Annotated in this window: 17 protein-coding genes; 10 read left to right on the forward strand and 7 right to left on the reverse strand. The window is 60.3% G+C overall.

All coding sequences use genetic code 11. From position 1 onward, the window contains the following. Positions 1 to 130: 130 nt before the first annotated feature. Entirely contained in the window at positions 131 to 394 is a 264-nt protein-coding gene (locus BOA8489_RS12215; protein WP_093974314.1) for a hypothetical protein, read from the forward strand. A 55-nt stretch (positions 395 to 449) separates the two neighbouring features. On the opposite strand, the gene BOA8489_RS12220 is transcribed toward BOA8489_RS12215, so the two are convergent. Beyond that, a complete protein-coding gene (locus BOA8489_RS12220; protein WP_093974315.1) occupies positions 450 to 1,976 on the reverse strand; it encodes a DEAD/DEAH box helicase in 1,527 nt (508 codons plus the stop codon). Between the two features lie 424 nt (positions 1,977 to 2,400). Beyond that, positions 2,401 to 4,008, reverse strand: a complete 1,608-nt coding sequence (locus BOA8489_RS12225) for a peptide chain release factor 3 (protein ID WP_093974448.1) — start codon at positions 4,006 to 4,008, stop codon at positions 2,401 to 2,403. A 141-nt stretch (positions 4,009 to 4,149) separates the two neighbouring features. Here BOA8489_RS12225 and BOA8489_RS12230 point away from each other — a divergent pair, with 141 nt between their 5' ends. From BOA8489_RS12230 to BOA8489_RS12250, 5 genes are all read left to right on the forward strand, one after another. Beyond that, complete coding sequence (locus tag BOA8489_RS12230) at positions 4,150 to 4,521, forward strand: nuclear transport factor 2 family protein (protein ID WP_093974316.1); 372 nt, start codon at positions 4,150 to 4,152, stop codon at positions 4,519 to 4,521. 181 nt (positions 4,522 to 4,702) lie between these two features. After that, positions 4,703 to 5,293, forward strand: a complete 591-nt coding sequence (locus BOA8489_RS12235; RefSeq protein ID WP_093974317.1) for a hypothetical protein — start codon at positions 4,703 to 4,705, stop codon at positions 5,291 to 5,293. Between the two features lie 69 nt (positions 5,294 to 5,362). Beyond that, the gene (locus BOA8489_RS12240) at positions 5,363 to 6,142 is read left to right on the forward strand and encodes an SDR family oxidoreductase (RefSeq protein ID WP_093974318.1); all 780 of its coding nucleotides are present in this window, start codon (positions 5,363 to 5,365) and stop codon (positions 6,140 to 6,142) included. Positions 6,143 to 6,270: 128 nt separating this feature from the next. After that, positions 6,271 to 7,659 carry an SLC5/6 family protein gene (locus BOA8489_RS12245; protein WP_093974319.1) on the forward strand — a complete coding sequence of 463 codons (1,389 nt, stop codon included), beginning with the start codon at positions 6,271 to 6,273 and terminating at the stop codon, positions 7,657 to 7,659. A gap of 68 nt (positions 7,660 to 7,727) precedes the next feature. After that, positions 7,728 to 8,804: an ABC transporter ATP-binding protein gene (locus BOA8489_RS12250; protein ID WP_093974320.1), complete on the forward strand. Its 1,077-nt coding sequence runs from the start codon at positions 7,728 to 7,730 to the stop codon at positions 8,802 to 8,804. Positions 8,805 to 8,866: 62 nt separating this feature from the next. On the opposite strand, the gene BOA8489_RS12255 is transcribed toward BOA8489_RS12250, so the two are convergent. Next, a complete protein-coding gene (locus tag BOA8489_RS12255; protein WP_093974321.1) occupies positions 8,867 to 9,547 on the reverse strand; it encodes a helix-turn-helix transcriptional regulator in 681 nt (226 codons plus the stop codon). 192 nt (positions 9,548 to 9,739) lie between these two features. On the opposite strand from BOA8489_RS12255, the gene BOA8489_RS12260 reads away from it, so the two are divergent. Genes BOA8489_RS12260 through BOA8489_RS12275 form a run of 4 tightly spaced genes read left to right on the forward strand, consistent with a single transcriptional unit; the run spans position 9,740 to position 12,225 of the window. Next, positions 9,740 to 9,964 (forward strand): twin-arginine translocase TatA/TatE family subunit, encoded by a 225-nt coding sequence (locus BOA8489_RS12260; RefSeq protein ID WP_093974449.1) that lies wholly within the window; start codon positions 9,740 to 9,742, stop codon positions 9,962 to 9,964. A 19-nt stretch (positions 9,965 to 9,983) separates the two neighbouring features. Then, complete coding sequence (gene tatB / locus BOA8489_RS12265) at positions 9,984 to 10,457, forward strand: Sec-independent protein translocase protein TatB (protein ID WP_093974322.1); 474 nt, start codon at positions 9,984 to 9,986, stop codon at positions 10,455 to 10,457. Continuing rightward, complete coding sequence (tatC, locus tag BOA8489_RS12270) at positions 10,454 to 11,392, forward strand: twin-arginine translocase subunit TatC (protein ID WP_093974323.1); 939 nt, start codon at positions 10,454 to 10,456, stop codon at positions 11,390 to 11,392. Before tatB ends, tatC begins: the two co-directional genes overlap by 4 nt. After that, a complete protein-coding gene (locus BOA8489_RS12275) occupies positions 11,389 to 12,225 on the forward strand; it encodes an ATP-binding protein (protein ID WP_245813818.1) in 837 nt (278 codons plus the stop codon). Before tatC ends, BOA8489_RS12275 begins: the two co-directional genes overlap by 4 nt. Before the next feature lie 150 nt (positions 12,226 to 12,375). Here the strand turns inward: BOA8489_RS12275 and BOA8489_RS12280 are convergent, their stop codons facing one another. From BOA8489_RS12280 to BOA8489_RS12295, 4 genes are all read right to left on the reverse strand, one after another. Continuing rightward, on the reverse strand, positions 12,376 to 13,515 hold the full coding sequence (locus BOA8489_RS12280; RefSeq protein ID WP_093974325.1) for a peptidoglycan DD-metalloendopeptidase family protein: 1,140 nt from the start codon (positions 13,513 to 13,515) through the stop codon (positions 12,376 to 12,378). Positions 13,516 to 13,585: 70 nt separating this feature from the next. Continuing rightward, on the reverse strand, positions 13,586 to 14,230 hold the full coding sequence (locus tag BOA8489_RS12285) for a protein-L-isoaspartate(D-aspartate) O-methyltransferase (RefSeq protein ID WP_093974326.1): 645 nt from the start codon (positions 14,228 to 14,230) through the stop codon (positions 13,586 to 13,588). Beyond that, entirely contained in the window at positions 14,227 to 15,012 is a 786-nt protein-coding gene (gene surE / locus BOA8489_RS12290) for a 5'/3'-nucleotidase SurE (RefSeq protein WP_093974327.1), read from the reverse strand. Before surE ends, BOA8489_RS12285 begins: the two co-directional genes overlap by 4 nt. A gap of 112 nt (positions 15,013 to 15,124) precedes the next feature. After that, positions 15,125 to 15,766 (reverse strand): SDR family NAD(P)-dependent oxidoreductase, encoded by a 642-nt coding sequence (locus BOA8489_RS12295; protein WP_093974450.1) that lies wholly within the window; start codon positions 15,764 to 15,766, stop codon positions 15,125 to 15,127. Positions 15,767 to 15,770: the final 4 nt, after the last annotated feature.

The raw sequence follows: 15,770 nt of genomic DNA on the forward strand, positions 1-15,770 counted from the left end.
GCTTGCAAGCACCTCTGGAAGCCTTTCAAACAATTCTGCAACATTCCTGCGCCAGATCCGTGGAACGTGCGCGGCTTCTCTGAGGGGTCGCCGGACATTTCCAGTTCAAAAGGTATGGGGTCAGCGCAGGATGATCGAGCTAACATACATTACCGGAAAAGTTGACTTGATCGGATATATCGCATCGTTGTTGGTTCTGCTGACCTTTACGATGCGGTCGATGATCTGGCTGCGGCTGTTCGGATTGGCAAGCAATATTGCGTTCATCACATACGCCATTCTGGCGGAACTTCCGCCGATTTTCATGCTGCATGTCGTTCTTATCGCGATCAACGCGGTGCGTTTTGCTGAATTGCGGCGGGACGATGCGAGCAGGAGGCTGGCGAAAGACTAAAAAAATGGCGCGCCAAGGCTTTGACGCGCCACGTTTTTTCAGGTCTTGACCAGTTTCAGCCGGTACGGCGTTCGTCAAAACTCATGGCGATGAAGCTGGGCATGTGGTCGCCCATGCCGACGACTTTGTTCTGCTGACCGCCATCATTGCGCCGACCACCGCGGTCGCGGTCGCGGCCGCCACGCTCGCGCTCTTTCGGAGAGTCAGTATTCGCAGGGGCCTGTGGCGAGGGTTGCGCCGGTGCTTGTGGTGGGGCGCTGGCTTCGACGGGGGCTGCGGCCTCGACCGGAGCCTCTTCGGTTTTCTTGCGGCGCGAACGGCGTGGCTTTTCAACCGGTGCTTCAGCGTCTGCTGTGACTTCGGGCGCGTCCGCTTTGCGACGGGTGCGGCGTGGCTTTTCCTGGGGCGCGGCTTCGGCAGTTGCCGCCGGCGTGCTGCCTTCAAGAACCGCACGCGGGATCGCCTTACCGATCAGCTTTTCGATCTGGTCGAGCAGCTTTTCGTCGGGCCCCGAGCAGATCATGATCGCCTTGCCATCTCGGCCCGCGCGACCGGTGCGACCGATGCGGTGCACGTAGTCTTCGGAGTGGCTTGGCACGTCAAAGTTGAAGACATGGCTGACCGCCGGAATGTCGAGGCCGCGGGCGGCCACGTCAGAGGCGACAAGAAAGCGCAAACCGCCATCGCGGAACTGGTCCAGCGTTCTGGTGCGCTGGGATTGTTCAAGGTCGCCGTGGATCGGAGCCGCATCAAACCCATGCTTTTTCAATGACTTGGCAACGATATCCACGTCGGATTTACGGTTGCAGAACACAATAGCGTTAGAGCAGGCAGCCCCTTCGCGTTCAATCAACTGGCGCAATATGTTGCGCTTTTCGGCCGCCGAACGGTCCCGGCGCGAGGCGCGGAACATGACGACTTCCTGCGCGATCGTTTCGGAGGCCGTCGCCTGACGTGCGACCTCGATCCGCACTGGGTTGGACAGGAACGTGTTCGTGATCCGCTCGATCTCGGGCGCCATGGTTGCGGAGAAGAACAGCGTCTGGCGGGTGAACGGCGTCAGCGAGAAAATGCGTTCGATATCCGGAATGAAGCCCATGTCGAGCATCCGGTCGGCTTCGTCGACAACCATGATTTCGATGCCCGTCAGCAACAGCTTGCCGCGCTCGAAATGGTCAAGAAGGCGGCCCGGCGTGGCGATCAGAACATCGACGCCGCGGTCGATAAGCTGGTCTTGTTCCTTGAAGCTTACGCCACCGATGAGCAGCGCCTTGGTCAGCTTCACGTTCTTGGAATAGGTGTCAAAGTTCTCGGCCACCTGCGCGGCCAGTTCGCGGGTCGGGCAAAGCACCAGCGAGCGCGGCATCCGTGCGCGGGCGCGGCCACGTGCCAGCATGTGGATCATTGGCAGAGTGAACCCAGCGGTCTTGCCGGTGCCCGTTTGCGCAATGCCCAACACGTCGCGCCCGTCGAGGGCGGCGGGGATGGCACCTTGTTGAATCGGGGTCGGGGTTTCGTATCCGGCCTCTTCAACGGCCTTGAGAATTTTTGGCGACAGCGCCAGATCGGAGAATTTCGTCATCTCGGTCCATATGTTACGGACCAATTCTCGGCCCGTCGTCGAAGCGGCGGGGGTCCGTATGACCCATAAGCTTATCCACAAGCTGCCGCGATTGCCGGAACACGTAGGTCAAACGCCCTTTGGGGTCAATGTATTAAGGGAAATATGCACAATAAGTTGTTTTTGGGTTAATTGTTTCGGAATCCACCGAGGGCTCTGGAAACGTTCAGTTTTCTTTGCGGAGTCGATTTCGGCCAATGAGGGAGAGTCTATGATGACGCCAGGTCATCTCATTAGTTGGGGATTCGCACGCTCAACAACTCATAAGGGTGTATTGAGGATTTCATGCAATTTAGAGTTGAAATTGATCCGAGCTGACTGAGTTTTCAGGCTGCGCGCCTTTCCGCACACAGAGTTATCCACAGTCTGCTGACCCGATTGATCGTCAGACCATCATCTCTTTCGTCGCCGAGAGCTTCAGGTCCGGGTAATCGCGCTCGATCCGGTCGATGTCCCATTGCAGGCGAGTCAGGTAGACCATGTCGCCGTCGTTGTCGGCTGCCATGTGGCCCTTGTTGGCGTTGACGAAGGCGTCGACCTTGTCTTTTGGCCCCGTTACCCAGCGGGCCGAGGTGAATTGCGAGGGCTCGAAGCGTACGGGCAAGCCGTATTCCAGTTCGATCCGGCTGGCGAGGACTTCGAATTGCAATTGCCCGACTACACCAACGATGAAGCCCGAGGCGAGCATCGGTTTGAAGACCTTGGCAGCACCTTCTTCGGCGAACTGCATTAACGCCTTTTCAAGGTGCTTTGCCTTCATCGGATCGCCCGCGCGGACGTTCTGCAAAAGCTCGGGCGCGAAGGATGGGATGCCCGTGACCTTGATCGCTTCGCCTTCGGTCAGCGTGTCGCCAATGCGCAACTGGCCGTGGTTCGGGATGCCGATGATGTCACCGGCCCAGGCCTCTTCGGCCAGTTCGCGGTCCGAGGCCAGGAACAGCACGGGGTTCGAAATGGCCATAGGTTTTTTCGAGCGCACATGCGTCAGTTTCATGCCGCGTTTAAAGTGCCCGGATGCCAGACGCACAAACGCCACGCGGTCGCGGTGCTTGGGGTCCATGTTCGCCTGCACCTTGAACACGAAGCCCGCGACGGTGGTCTCATCCGGGCTGACGTGGCGGGGCGAGGCGGATTGCGGCTGGGGTTCGGGGCCGAATTTGGCGATGCCGTCCATCAGGTCCTTGACGCCAAACGAGTTGATCGCCGAGCCGAACCAGATCGGGGTCATGGTGCCGTCAAGGAACGCCTGACGGTCGAAAGTGGGCAAAAGTTCGCGGGCCATTTCGACCTCTTCGCGCAGTTGCTCAAGAAGGTGGGCGGGGACGTGCTCGGCCAGTTTCGGATCGTCCAGACCCTTGATCTTGATGGATTCCGCGCGTTTGTTGCGGTCGCCGCGCTCCATTAGTTCAAGGCGGTCGTTCAGAATGTCGTATGAGCCGATGAAATCGCGACCCACCCCGATGGGCCAGCTTGCGGGGGTCACGTCGATCGCCAGGTTTTCCTGAATTTCGTCGATGATCTCGAAGGTTTCGCGGCTTTCACGGTCCATCTTGTTACAAAACGTCAGGATCGGCAGGTCGCGCATCCGGCAGACTTCGAACAGCTTTTGCGTCTGGCTTTCCACGCCTTTTGCGCCGTCGATCACCATGATCGCGGCGTCCACGGCCGTCAGCGTGCGATAGGTGTCTTCCGAAAAATCCGAGTGACCCGGCGTATCGACGAGATTGAATCGGTGGCCGTCGAAATCGAACGACATGGCCGAGGCCGACACCGAAATGCCCCGGTCCTTTTCCATCTGCATGAAGTCCGACCGCGTGCGCCGGGCTTCGCCTTTGGCGCGTACCTGACCGGCCATCTGGATCGCGCCACCGTACAGCAGGAACTTCTCGGTCAGCGTCGTCTTGCCCGCATCGGGATGCGAGATGATGGCGAATGTGCGCCGCCGGGCGATTTCCGGGGGCAGGGGGGATGAATTTGAAGCGCGGTCCAACATCAGCCGCATATAGCCAGCCCGCGTGGCGCGCGCAATGACCGAGAGGCGTGGATTGACGCAAGAGGGTTTGATGGGCATAGTGAGAACATAAGAAGAACAAAATTCGGCGGGTCGAGCGATGCTTTTGAAGGAGAGAAATCGATGACAACCGAAGAGATTGCCAAGAAACTTTGCGAACACTGCCGCAACCACACCGAAGCGCAGGGCCTGGAAGAGCTTTACGCCGAGACCGCCGAGTCCATTGAGGCGATGTCCCCGGAAGGGCAGTCGCCGATCAGCAAGGGGCGCGCCGCGATCCAGGCCAAGCACGACTGGTGGAGCGAAGCGATGGAGGTCCATTCCTTTGACCTTGAGGGGCCTTTCGTGCACGACAATCAGTTTGCTGTGGTTTTCGATATCGACTGCACCGACAAGGCCAGTGGTCAGCGGTGGCACGCGAAAGAAGTGGGGCTTTACGTGGTGTCTGAGGGCAAGATCGTGAAGGAGAGCTTCTTCATGGCTCCGATGGGCTAGGACGTACCTGACGTTGGGACTTGGCGAACAATGCCGCGCTGCGGGCCGGATTGTCTTGGATCGACGGGGGTTTACCGCGCGTTTCTTTGCCGTTTCCGGCGTGACGTCGCTTCCTGCTTGATCCCGGCGCAAAGGTTCTGTCCTATGGGCGCGGGTTTATTTTTTTTGGGGGAGTCAATTGATGACTATTCGTTTTGTTGTGTCCGTGGCCGCGCTTGTGGGTTTGACGGCCTGTGGTGGTGGCGGTGACGGTGGTATTGGAGGCGGTTTTGGCTCGCTCGATCAGAAATACGATACGCTCTTTAACGATTTACCGGCGAACTCTTCCGTTGGCACTAATATCGTTGATTTTTCAGGAGTGATGTTCGTGGCAACAGACCTGGATCCTAGCGGCGGCACTTCGGACAGCGGGTATCTCGGCAGCGCGGATATGTCGATGAACTTCACAAGTGGAATGTTCACGGGGTCTGCAACCGGGTTCTACCTTGTCTCCATTGACACTGTTACCGGCGAACCAAATGGGTTTCTAACCACAGTCAATCCTGATGGATCTGTTTCCTCAATCGACGTTGAATTCAACGATTCCGGGATTGCTGGTGCTGGCTTCACGCCAGCGTTCGGAGGATCAATCAATGGTGACGTTCTCGGGGGCGAAGGTGTCGGAACCTTTCGTGGCACTGCTGGCGAATTCGTATCAATCATTCAAGCGGATGGTGTTGACGGCTTCACTGTGAATGGCAATCCCGCAGACGTCACGATATTTGGTAACTAACCACCTCTTTGAAACCTTGAAGCAAAGTGCTACCTCCATCGAGACATATCTCAGGGGAGACGAATTCACATGGATTTCGGGATTTCAGGTAAAAGAGCGTTGGTCTGCGCATCGTCCAAGGGCTTGGGCCGCGGGTGCGCGGAAGCTTTGGCGGCGAACGGCGTCAATCTGGTCATGAACGCACGCGGGGTCGATGCTTTGGAAGCGACAGCCGCGGAGATCCGGGCCAAGCACGGCGTCGAAGTGACAACGGTGGCTGCAGACGTCACTACGCCCGAAGGGCAGGCGGCGGTTCTTGAGGCCGCAGGTCAGGTCGACATTCTGGTCACCAATGCGGGCGGACCGCCTCCGGGCATGTGGACCGACTGGGACCGCGACGACTTCATCGCAGCACTGGATGCCAACATGCTGACGCCGATCGCGCTGATCAAGGCGCTGGTTCCCGGCATGATGGAGCGCGGCTGGGGCCGTGTGGTCAACATCACGTCGCAATCGGTCAAGGCACCTTTGCCGATCCTTGGGCTGTCCAATTCGGCGCGCGCGGGTCTGACAGGCTATGTTGCGGGCACCTCGCGGCAGGTGGCGGAAAAGGGTGTCACGATCAACAACCTGCTGCCGGGTATCCATGATACTGACCGCGCCAAGTCGCTGGATTCAGGCGTTGTGGCCAAGACCGGCGTCACGATGGAACAGGCGCGTGCGAACCGCGAAGCCACGATCCCCGCGCGGCGCTATGGCACCAGCGAGGAATTCGGCGCGACCTGCGCGTTTCTGTGTTCGGCACACGCGGGTTTTATTGTCGGCCAGAACCTGCTGCATGACGGCGGTGGCACGAACTTCACGATCTAAATCGCGATGGCAGACACGACGCCTCACAAGCCCGTGTAAACCTTGCAGTATTCCGCCCCGGTGATTTCCGGGGCGGCAATGGTCTGTTAGCGAGGCGGGCAGTCGCACCCGCTGAATAAGGCCCTGTCATGATCGCTCTGTGGACCATCCTCGCATTTGTCGCCGTCGTTGTCCTCAGTCTTGTGGCGGCCCCAAGGCGCGCCTCGGTCGAAGGCTTTTTCTCGGGCGCAAGCGTTGAAACCGGGGCGCCGAAACTTTGGACGCTGGTGCTCAGTCAGGTCACCACGTGGATTTTCGCACGGTCCCTGATGAACGCCGCGATCCTTGGCTACTACTATGGCATCGCCGGGACGTTGGCCTATGCGGGCTATTACGCGTCGTTTCTGACCGGCGGGTTCATCGTCGCGCGGATCCGGGCATCCGGCGGGCGCAGTGTGCAGGATCATTTGTCGACTCATTTCGGACGCGCCGGCACGGGCAGCTACAACTCTGTCATCGCGCTGCGGCTTTTGTCCGAGGTGTTTTCGAACCTGCTGGTGGTCGGGTTGATTTTTTCGGCGCTTTTGCCCGAAACCGCCGGGATTGGGACCATCGCGATTCTGGCCGTGGCCGCGTTGGGACTGGCCTATTCGGCATGGGGCGGTTTGTCGGCGGCGTTGCGCACGGATGTGGTGCAGATGCTCTTGTTCCTGGTGGTGTTCGGGATTGCTGTTGTGGCGCTGTTCTTATCGCCGGAGTTTTCGTTGAAAGCTGTCCTGACTGCACCTGGCACTTCGGGGCCGACACATGGGTGGATCCTGCTGGCAGTGGCGGCGTTGCAGGTCTTTAGTTACCCGGCCCATGACCCGGTGATGATGGATCGCGGGTTCTTGGCGGATGAGGCGACGACGCGCAAGAGTTTCCTCCACGCGTTCTGGATTTCCACGTTTTCAATCATTGCGTTCGGGTTTTTCGGCATTCAGGCATCGCTTTTGGGGGCGGCTTATGAGGGCGAACTGATCGGCACATGGGCTGCTATCTTTCCGGGCTGGGTGTGGTCGGCCTTGCTGGTGAGCTTGTTGATTTCGGCGCTTTCGACACTTGATTCCGCGCTGGCTTCGGCAGCGCGACTGACGGTCGAGGAGATGGGCATCGCACCGCGCACGCTTTTGGGCGGACGCCTGACAATGGTCGGTTTCACGGGCATTGGCACGGCGCTGACGCTTTGGGGCAATGCGACGCTGTTTGATGCGGTCGCCGTCAGTGGCACGGCGTCGATGTTCCTGACACCGGTTTTGATGGCGACGCTTGTGCTGGGACGTCGGGTTGCGCTTTGGGCGTATCTTACAAGCTTTGCAGCGGCGATGGTGGGGGCCTTTGCGTATTTTGCGCGCAGCAGCGAATTTTGGGTGATGATCCTGCCGGAAGCCCATAAATACACACAGCTTTTCTGGATTTGCGTCGCGGTTCTGGTGTTGGGTTTTTCTGCGGTGTTTGCTGGTTCGCAGCGATCTGACGGGGTTGCGAGCGGCATCTGAGGTTGCTACGAGGACGTAATCCCGACAGCTTTGATCGGGATTGAGGACGAAGCTCGGGCGGACCTGACATGACTACTGGCTTGAAGGTCGAAAATCTGACCCGCCGTTTTGGCGGGCGTGATGTGGTGTCGGATGTATCGCTTGAGGTGATGCCCGGGCAGGTGATGTGCCTTTTGGGGCCTTCGGGGTGCGGGAAGTCGACGACGCTGCGCATGGTGGCCGGCGTGGACCGGCAGGATTCGGGTCGCATCAGTGTGGGGGGCGAGGTGGTATCGGACGATACCGTGCATTTGCCCGCCGAGGCCCGCCATATCGGTCTGATGTTTCAGGATTTCGCGCTGTTTCCGCATTTGTCGGTGTTCGACAATGTGGCCTTCGGGCTGAAGGGCACCAAGCGCGAGGCCATGCGGCGCGTTGGCGAGTTGCTGGAACGTGTCCATCTGGAAGGCTTTGAGACGGCCTTTCCACATGAATTGTCGGGTGGCGAGCAACAGCGGGTCGCTTTGGCGCGTGCGGTCGCGCCGCGTCCACGCATCATGCTGATGGACGAGCCGTTTTCGGGGCTTGATAACCGGCTGCGCGACGGTATCCGCGACGAGACGCTGGATATTCTGAAGGACGAGGGGACTGCGGTCTTGCTGGTCACCCACGAGCCGGACGAGGCGATGCGGATGGCGGATGAAATTGCACTGATGCGCGAGGGTCGGATTGTGCAGCGCGGTGCCCCGTATAACGTTTACAACGCGCCGGTGGATCGTTCTGCGGCCGCTTTTTTCAGTGATATCAATGTGATCCGTGGCGTTGTTAAGGGCGCTTTGACGGATACGCCTTTTGGCGGGTTTCTGGCGCCGGGCTTTCCCGATGGATCGGCGGTCGAGATTGTGATCCGTCCTCAGCACATCCGGATTGATTTCGACAGGCAGGGGCGCGGCCCGAACCCGACGCCGGAAGATGGCACGCCTGCGCGCGGCACGGTTGTGCGCAGCCGCTTCATGGGCAACGAAAGCCTGGTAGAGTTCCGCATGGATCATGATGGATCGATCCTGAAGGCGACGGTGCCGTCGGTGTTCTTGCCGAAAGAGGGCATGGCCTTGTGGCTGATGATACGGCGCGGGCGGTGCTTTGTGTTTCGCCAGAAGGATTAGGGGCTCTGCCCCGGCCGCCTTGGGGCGGACTCCGCGGGAATTTTCGGACCCAATGACCGGGCTCAGGTATCGTCTTGTCGGTCGAGGTAATCGCCCAGGCTCTTGCCGGGCTCTTCTTCGAAGGTCTCGAAGCTGACGTTGAGCGTCTGGATGCGATCGACACGGAACACACGGAAATCATTGTGTAATTCGTTCCAGGAAGTGAGCGTCCACACGCGGCCCCAGTATTCCAGTTGGAGGGGGCGCAGGGTGTGGGTGGTGTTCGGGCCGTCGGGTGTCTTGTAGGTGATGATGACTTTGCGGCGCGAGCGGATCGCGGCGCGCAAGGGTGCCATATGGACGAAACCTCGGGCGGCTTCGGCGAAAGGGTATGTCGCGACCCCCCATCCGGCGGCGGGGGCGGCGCGGTCTTCGGGCAGCACGGCATCGACTTTGGCCGAGAGACTGGCCGCGGCTTTCTGAAGCTCAGGGTCGGCCGCTTTGGAGACGACCGAAAGGCCGAGGTGGAGCGCTTCGAGTTCGCTCAGCGAGAGGTTGAGCGGTGGCAGGGTGATTGGGGCGGTCATCATGTAGCCCAGTCCGCGTTCGCCTTCGACCGGCACGCCGCTGGCGATCAGCGTATCCATGTCGCGGTAGAGCGTGCGCAGCGAGACGTCGAGGCGTTTTGCCATGTCGGTGCCACGGTGAAGCCGCCCGTCGCGCAGGATCTGGATCAGTTCGAAAAGGCGGTCGGAGCGTCGCACGCGGGGCGTTTCCTTGGGTTGATTCGGGCAGCGACGGAAAGGATGCCAACTGACATAAAACTGTCAGTAGTGCGGATGGAAGTCAATTTTCACCGCGTTTTCCGCTGTAATCGACAGGCGCGTTATTTCATCCCTTTCCACCGGCACGGGCCGCGCCTACATACAGCTTCGGATTTTGATGGAGAGAAACCCATGGGACTTGGAAACATCGGCCTTCCCGGCCTTCTTCTTATCGCGATTGTGGTTTTGGTCCTTTTCGGACGTGGCAAGATCTCGTCCCTGATGGGCGAAGTCGGCAAGGGCATCACAGCTTTCAAAAAGGGCGTGGATGACGGCAAGAAAGAGATCGAAGAAGAAGCGTCGGAAGTTGCCCGGGATGTGACCCCGGAAAAGACCGACACCAAAGACAAGGTCTGATCGCAAGGCGCTTTGAACCATGGACATCGGCTGGAGCGAACTTCTTGTCATCGGCGTCGTCGCATTGATTGTGGTCGGCCCGAAAGACCTGCCGGGCATGTTCCGCACGCTTGGTCAATTCACCGCCAAGATGCGCCGGATGGCGCGCGAGTTCAGCCGTGCCATGGAAGATGCCGCTGACGAGAGCGGGATGAAGAGCACGGCGGCCGATCTGCGCGCCATGGCCAACCCCAAGAAAATGGGGCTGGATTCACTCAAGGACGCGGCCGCCGAGTTTGATCCCACAAAGCCCAGCAAGAAGGCCAAGGATATCGGACCCGAAACGGCCAAACTTGCCGAGGACCGCGCCGAGGCTGCTCGAAAAACCCGCGATACCGCCGAGGTGAAGGCGACCAAAAGCGCAAAGCCGAAAGTCGATGCGGACGCGGGTGAAACCGAGGCGGTCGCCGCGGCGGATGCATCCGGCGAACCGAAGCCAGAGACCAGCGCATGAGCAATACCGAGCCTGATGAAATGGCCGGAAGCTCGGCGCCGCTGATCGAGCATCTGGCGGAATTGCGCACGCGGCTGATCCGCTCGGTTTTTGCGCTTTTGATCGCGATCTGCGTGTTCTTCATCCCGATTAACGGCGATTTCATTGCCGAGCATATTCTCGAGTTCATGTTGCGCCCAATTGAGGAAACCTTGCGGGCGCTTGGTGATCCGTCGCCGACGCTGCAATACACCAGCCCGCAGGAATACCTGTTCACGCTGTTCCGGATTTCGATGGTGTTCGGCTTTGCGCTGGCCTTTCCGGTGATTGGCTATCAACTCTGGCGGTTTGTGGCGCCCGGGCTGTATCGCACGGAACAGGCTGCGTTTTTGCCGTTCCTGATCGCCTCGCCGATGATGTTCCTGCTGGGCGCGTCCTTCGCGCATTTCGTCGTCACGCCCTTGGCCATGTCGTTTTTTCTGGGCTTTGCCGACGTCAGTTCGATCTTTGCCAATCTCTTGTCGGGAGGGGCGCCTGAGTTGCCGGAGGGCGCGGCGGTCGTACCCGAGACGCAGGACGGTTTGCGCATCACGTTCTTTGGCAAGGTGAACGAGTCTCTGGGGATATCGCTGACCTTCATCATGGCGTTCGGGCTGTGCTTTCAGCTTCCGGTTCTGCTGACGCTGATGGGCAAGGCTGGGCTGGTTTCGGCGCGCGGGTTGGCCGATGTGCGCAAATACGCGGTCGTGGCGATCCTTGTGCTGGCCGCGCTTGTAACGCCGCCCGATGTGGTGACCCAGGGTATTTTGTTCATCGTGGTGTACGGTCTGTACGAGGTTTCGATCCAGCTTGTGAAGCGGGTGGAAAAGAAGCGCACCCAGAAGCTGCGCGAGGAAGGCATCCTTGACGAAGACGAGGAGCTTTATGGCGACCTCGACGAGGACGACGCCAAGTGAGCGACCCGATGGAACGCATCGCGGCGGCCCTGGAACGGATGTCGCCTGCGCCGCTGAAGGCACCGGACTTTGATGGTGCGGATGCCTTCGTGTGGCATGTTTCTCCGGATCGGCTGGACCCTGTGGCCAATGTTAACCGTGTCGATCTCGAATTGCTGGTGGGCATTGATCGCTCGCGCAATACGCTTTTGGAGAACACCCGGCAGTTCGCGCGGGGGTTGCCTGCGAACAACGCACTATTGTGGGGTGCGCGGGGGATGGGCAAGTCGAGCCTTGTGAAGGCTGTTCATGCCGCGGTTCTGAGCGAAGGTCTGCCGCTAAAGATCGTCGAAGTGCAGCGCGAGGATTTGCCGTCGGTCGGTCGGTTGCTGAACCTTCTGCGCGCGTCGGATGCCCGGTTCCTGTTGTTCTGCGATGATCTGTCGTTTTCGCATGATGATCAGCACTACAAGTCGTTGAAAGCGGTGCTCGATGGCGGGATCGAAGGGCGCCCTGATAATGTGGTGTTCTATGCGACTTCGAACCGGCGTCATCTGATGCCGCGTGATATGATCGAGAACGAGCGCCAGTCTGCGATCAGCCCATCCGAGGCGGTCGAGGAGAAAGTGTCATTGTCGGATCGCTTCGGGCTGTGGCTTGGGTTTCACCCCTGCACGCAGGACGAGTATCTGGCTATGATCGACGGTTATTGCGCGGCACACGGTCTTGAGGTTGCGGCGGATACGTTGCGCGCCGAAGCGATCGAGTGGCAGGCCACGCGCGGGTCGCGATCCGGGCGTGTGGCGTGGCAGTTTTTTGTCGATCTGGCGGGTCGCAAAGGTATTTCGATCTGACTTGCGCCGTCTTGCGACGTCGCGAAGGGCGGGGGCTTTGCCCCCGCACCCCCAGGATATTTTTGGGCAAATAATGGACTTCTGGTGTTATTATTGGCCCTGAAATAGCCCGGCGCGCGCGCCAGCGCGTGGGGGCGGAGCCCCGTCTTGTCAGTTCAGGTAAGGGATCGGATCGACGCTGTCGAAACCTTCACGGACTTCGAAGTGAAGGAAGCTTGGCGAGGCGTCGCGGACTTCGGCGATCTTCTGGCCGCGCACGACGCGGTCGCCTTTTTCCACCGTGATGTTCTGTACGCCAGCATAGACCGTCAGCAAGCTGCCTTCGTGGCGCAACACGAGGATAGGTACCTGATCGGTGTCGCGTGTGATGGCGGCAACCGTTCCGTCGTCGGCTGCGGCTACGGGCGTGCCGACGGCTGCCGCGATTCCGATGCCTTCACTGACGCCTTTTTCGTAAGCGCGCACGATACGGCCCTGCACGGGCATCCGCAGGCGGGAGGTGTCGGAGGCTGCGGTTTGTTCGGATGAGAGATCCGTCGGCGCCGGTCGCGTCGAGGGCGCGGGCGTTGCGTTTTCAGTTGGAAGTGGGGCCGCTGCCGAAGGGGGTGTCGGCGTGGTTGAGCCGGTGCCGGGTGTTTCGATAGGGGCAATGGTGGCGACTTCGACGTTCGACTGAGGTGCTTTCACCGGGATCAGCAGGTATTGGCCTTCGCGCAGGGCGAGGTCGGTGCCAAGGCCGTTCCATTCGGCCAGCGAGGCAACCGGCACGTCGTAGAGACGCGCGATGGAGAACGCGGTTTCTCCTGGCGCGACCTGGTGGCGTGTGGGCTGTCCGGTTGTATTCGCGGCTGCGGCACCATCGGCGCGGTCGATGGCCGAGCCCGCGATGGTTGCCACATCGAACGTGCCGATGCCGTCCAGCGTGCCAGAGCCAGGAGCTCCAAGAGTGGCAGGCAGGGCGATGATTTCGCCTTCGCGCAGGGCGACGTTTTGAGGGATTGCGTTAAAACTGGCAAGTGCGTCGGCCGAAACACCCAAACGCGCCGCAATGGTGCCGACGGTATCGCCGCGCCGGGCAATCGCGACCTGGTAGTCGGGGTAGGTGACGACGCCGCGCGCGTCCGGTTGCGGCGCCGCGGTGACGGCATTTCGCACGGCATCGGATGTGTCGAATTGTCCCGCGCCGCCGCGGAAATCAGGGTCGAACGATCCGATGGCGTCGCAGGCGGCCAGCGCTAGCGTGGCGGCGCCCAGTCCCAGAAGTCGCGTTGAAAGGCCTGTTCTTGTCATTGCTCAATCCTCATACCTGCGCTGACCCTCTTTTTGTGCCGGGGTTGGGCGCTTTTAACTTATGGTGACGCTAATCGGCGCCCAACCCCTCGACAAGGGGCACAAACCGCACCGGGCGCAATTCGTCGTAGTCATATCCTGTCTCGGTGCGCGTCACCTTAATAAGGTGCTGCACAGCGTCCGACTGCCCGACCGGCACGATCATGATACCGCCTGTTTTCAATTGTGCCAACAACGGTCCGGGCGGGTCTTCGGCGGCGGCGGTCACGAGGATGCGGTCGAAGGGGGCCTGTTCGGGCAGGCCATGGCTGCCGTCGGCGGGAAAGGCGGTGATATTCGTCAGACCAAGCGCGTCGAAAATGACCTGTGCTTCGCGCACGAGGCGCTTGTGGCGGTCCACCGTATAGACGCGTCGCGCAAGGTGGCTGAGCACGGCAGCCTGATAACCCGAGCCCGTGCCAACCTCGAGGACCTTGTCGCGCGGTTGCACCTTGAGGGCCTGCGTCATCAACCCGACGACGGAGGGCTGGCTGATGGTCTGACCGCAAGCGATGGGCAGGGGCATGTCCTCGTAGGCGCGTTCGGCGAAGACGCCTTTCACGAAGGCACCGCGATCGACCTTTTCCATTGCATTCAGCGTTGCCTTGTCCATTACGCCGCGCTGGCGGAGTTGGAACAGGAACTGCATCTGGCGCTCTGCGCGGTCCTCAGTCATTCAAGGCGGTCCCGAAGCGTCTTAAGCGCATCATGTGCGGTAAGATCGGCCTGCAGCGGTGTCACCGAGATATAACCTTCAAGGTTCACGGCCGCGTCGGTGCCAGGCTCGGTCGGGATGTGTTGTGGCCCGCCCTTGACCCATAGAAACATGCGCCCCGAAGGCGACACATGCGGTTCGGTCGAAAACGACGTATCGCGTCGATAGCCCTGTGCGGCGACTTTCAAGCCCTTCACATCAGCCGCCGAAATCGGCGGGAAGTTCACATTATAAAACAGCCGGTAGTCGCGGTCGTCCCAGATACCATGGCGCAAAAGCCGACGTACGGTCTGGACGCCGTGCTGGCTTGCGGCCTCGAAGGGATTGTCGAGCGCGTTGTTTTCCGGGCCATAAAACTGTGAAAGCGCAATGGCGGGCAGGCCTTGCAAGGCGGCCTCCATGGCGGCACCGATGGTGCCGGAATAGAGCACGTTTTCGGCCGAGTTGTTGCCCCGGTTTACGCCGGACAGCACCAGATCGGGGGGATTGTCCTTCATCACCTCGTAGAGACCGGCTAGCACGCAATCGGCCGGAGAGCCCTCGGCGGCGAAACGCCGTTCGGCCATCTGGATCAGCATCGTCGGATGCGTGTAGCTGATGCAATGCCCGACGCCCGATTGCTCAAAGGCAGGGGCCACGGTCCAGACCTCGCCCTCCGGGCCGGCGATTTCGGTGGCAATGCTTTCCAGCACGCGCAAACCGGGTGCGTTGATGCCGTCATCGTTGGTGATCAGAATTCGCATAAGTTGCGCCCCGTTGCGCGTTTTTTAACGGTTTAGGTCACAGAGCCGGGACGGGCAAGGCGGGCCGGACGATTGGAAGGCCCCAAAACCCGATTTCGCAGCCTTGATCGTCCTAAAACTTGCCGAGGATCAACTTGGCCGCCTCATCGGGTGGGGTCAGCGCCGCGCGATCTTCGCCGGGAAAGAAGCGCGCACGCGTCGCGGTCGGCATCGGCAAAGGGGTAACGATGCTGACCTTGGGGCCGGTTTTCACGGTCTCGACCTGCCAGCTTCGCGCCAAAGCGATCTGCGCGGCCTTGCTTGCCCCGTAGGCGGCGAAGAATTTCTCGCCCGCGCGGGGGTCGTCGAAGAACACAGCTTGACCGACCTCGGCTGTGTCCAGAAGCGGCGAGATCATGGTGATCAGGTTCGCGGTGGCCGTCACGTTGACGTCGATGGATTTCTGCATGTCCTTGGCGGCGACGTGGTTGGCCGGTGCCATGGGCGCGGCGTGAATTGCGGTATGCGCCCAGACGTCGACATGCCCCCAGCGATCAAAGATCGACCGGCAAAGCTGCGCCATGGCGTCGGAATTGGTGATATCCATCGGCGCAAGCGTGGCCGAACCGCCAAGCGCCTTGATCCGGTCGTCGAGTTCTTCCAGCGCGCCAACGGTTTTGGCGACCGCGACGATGTGGTGGGTCGGGGCAAGGGCTTCGGCAAGTGCCGCCCCAAGGCCTCGGGAAGCACCGGTGATGAGAGCGAGTTTTGTCATGGAA

Origin of the sequence: Boseongicola aestuarii, assembly GCF_900184815.1 — a bacterium.
GTDB lineage: Bacteria > Pseudomonadota > Alphaproteobacteria > Rhodobacterales > Rhodobacteraceae > Boseongicola > Boseongicola aestuarii.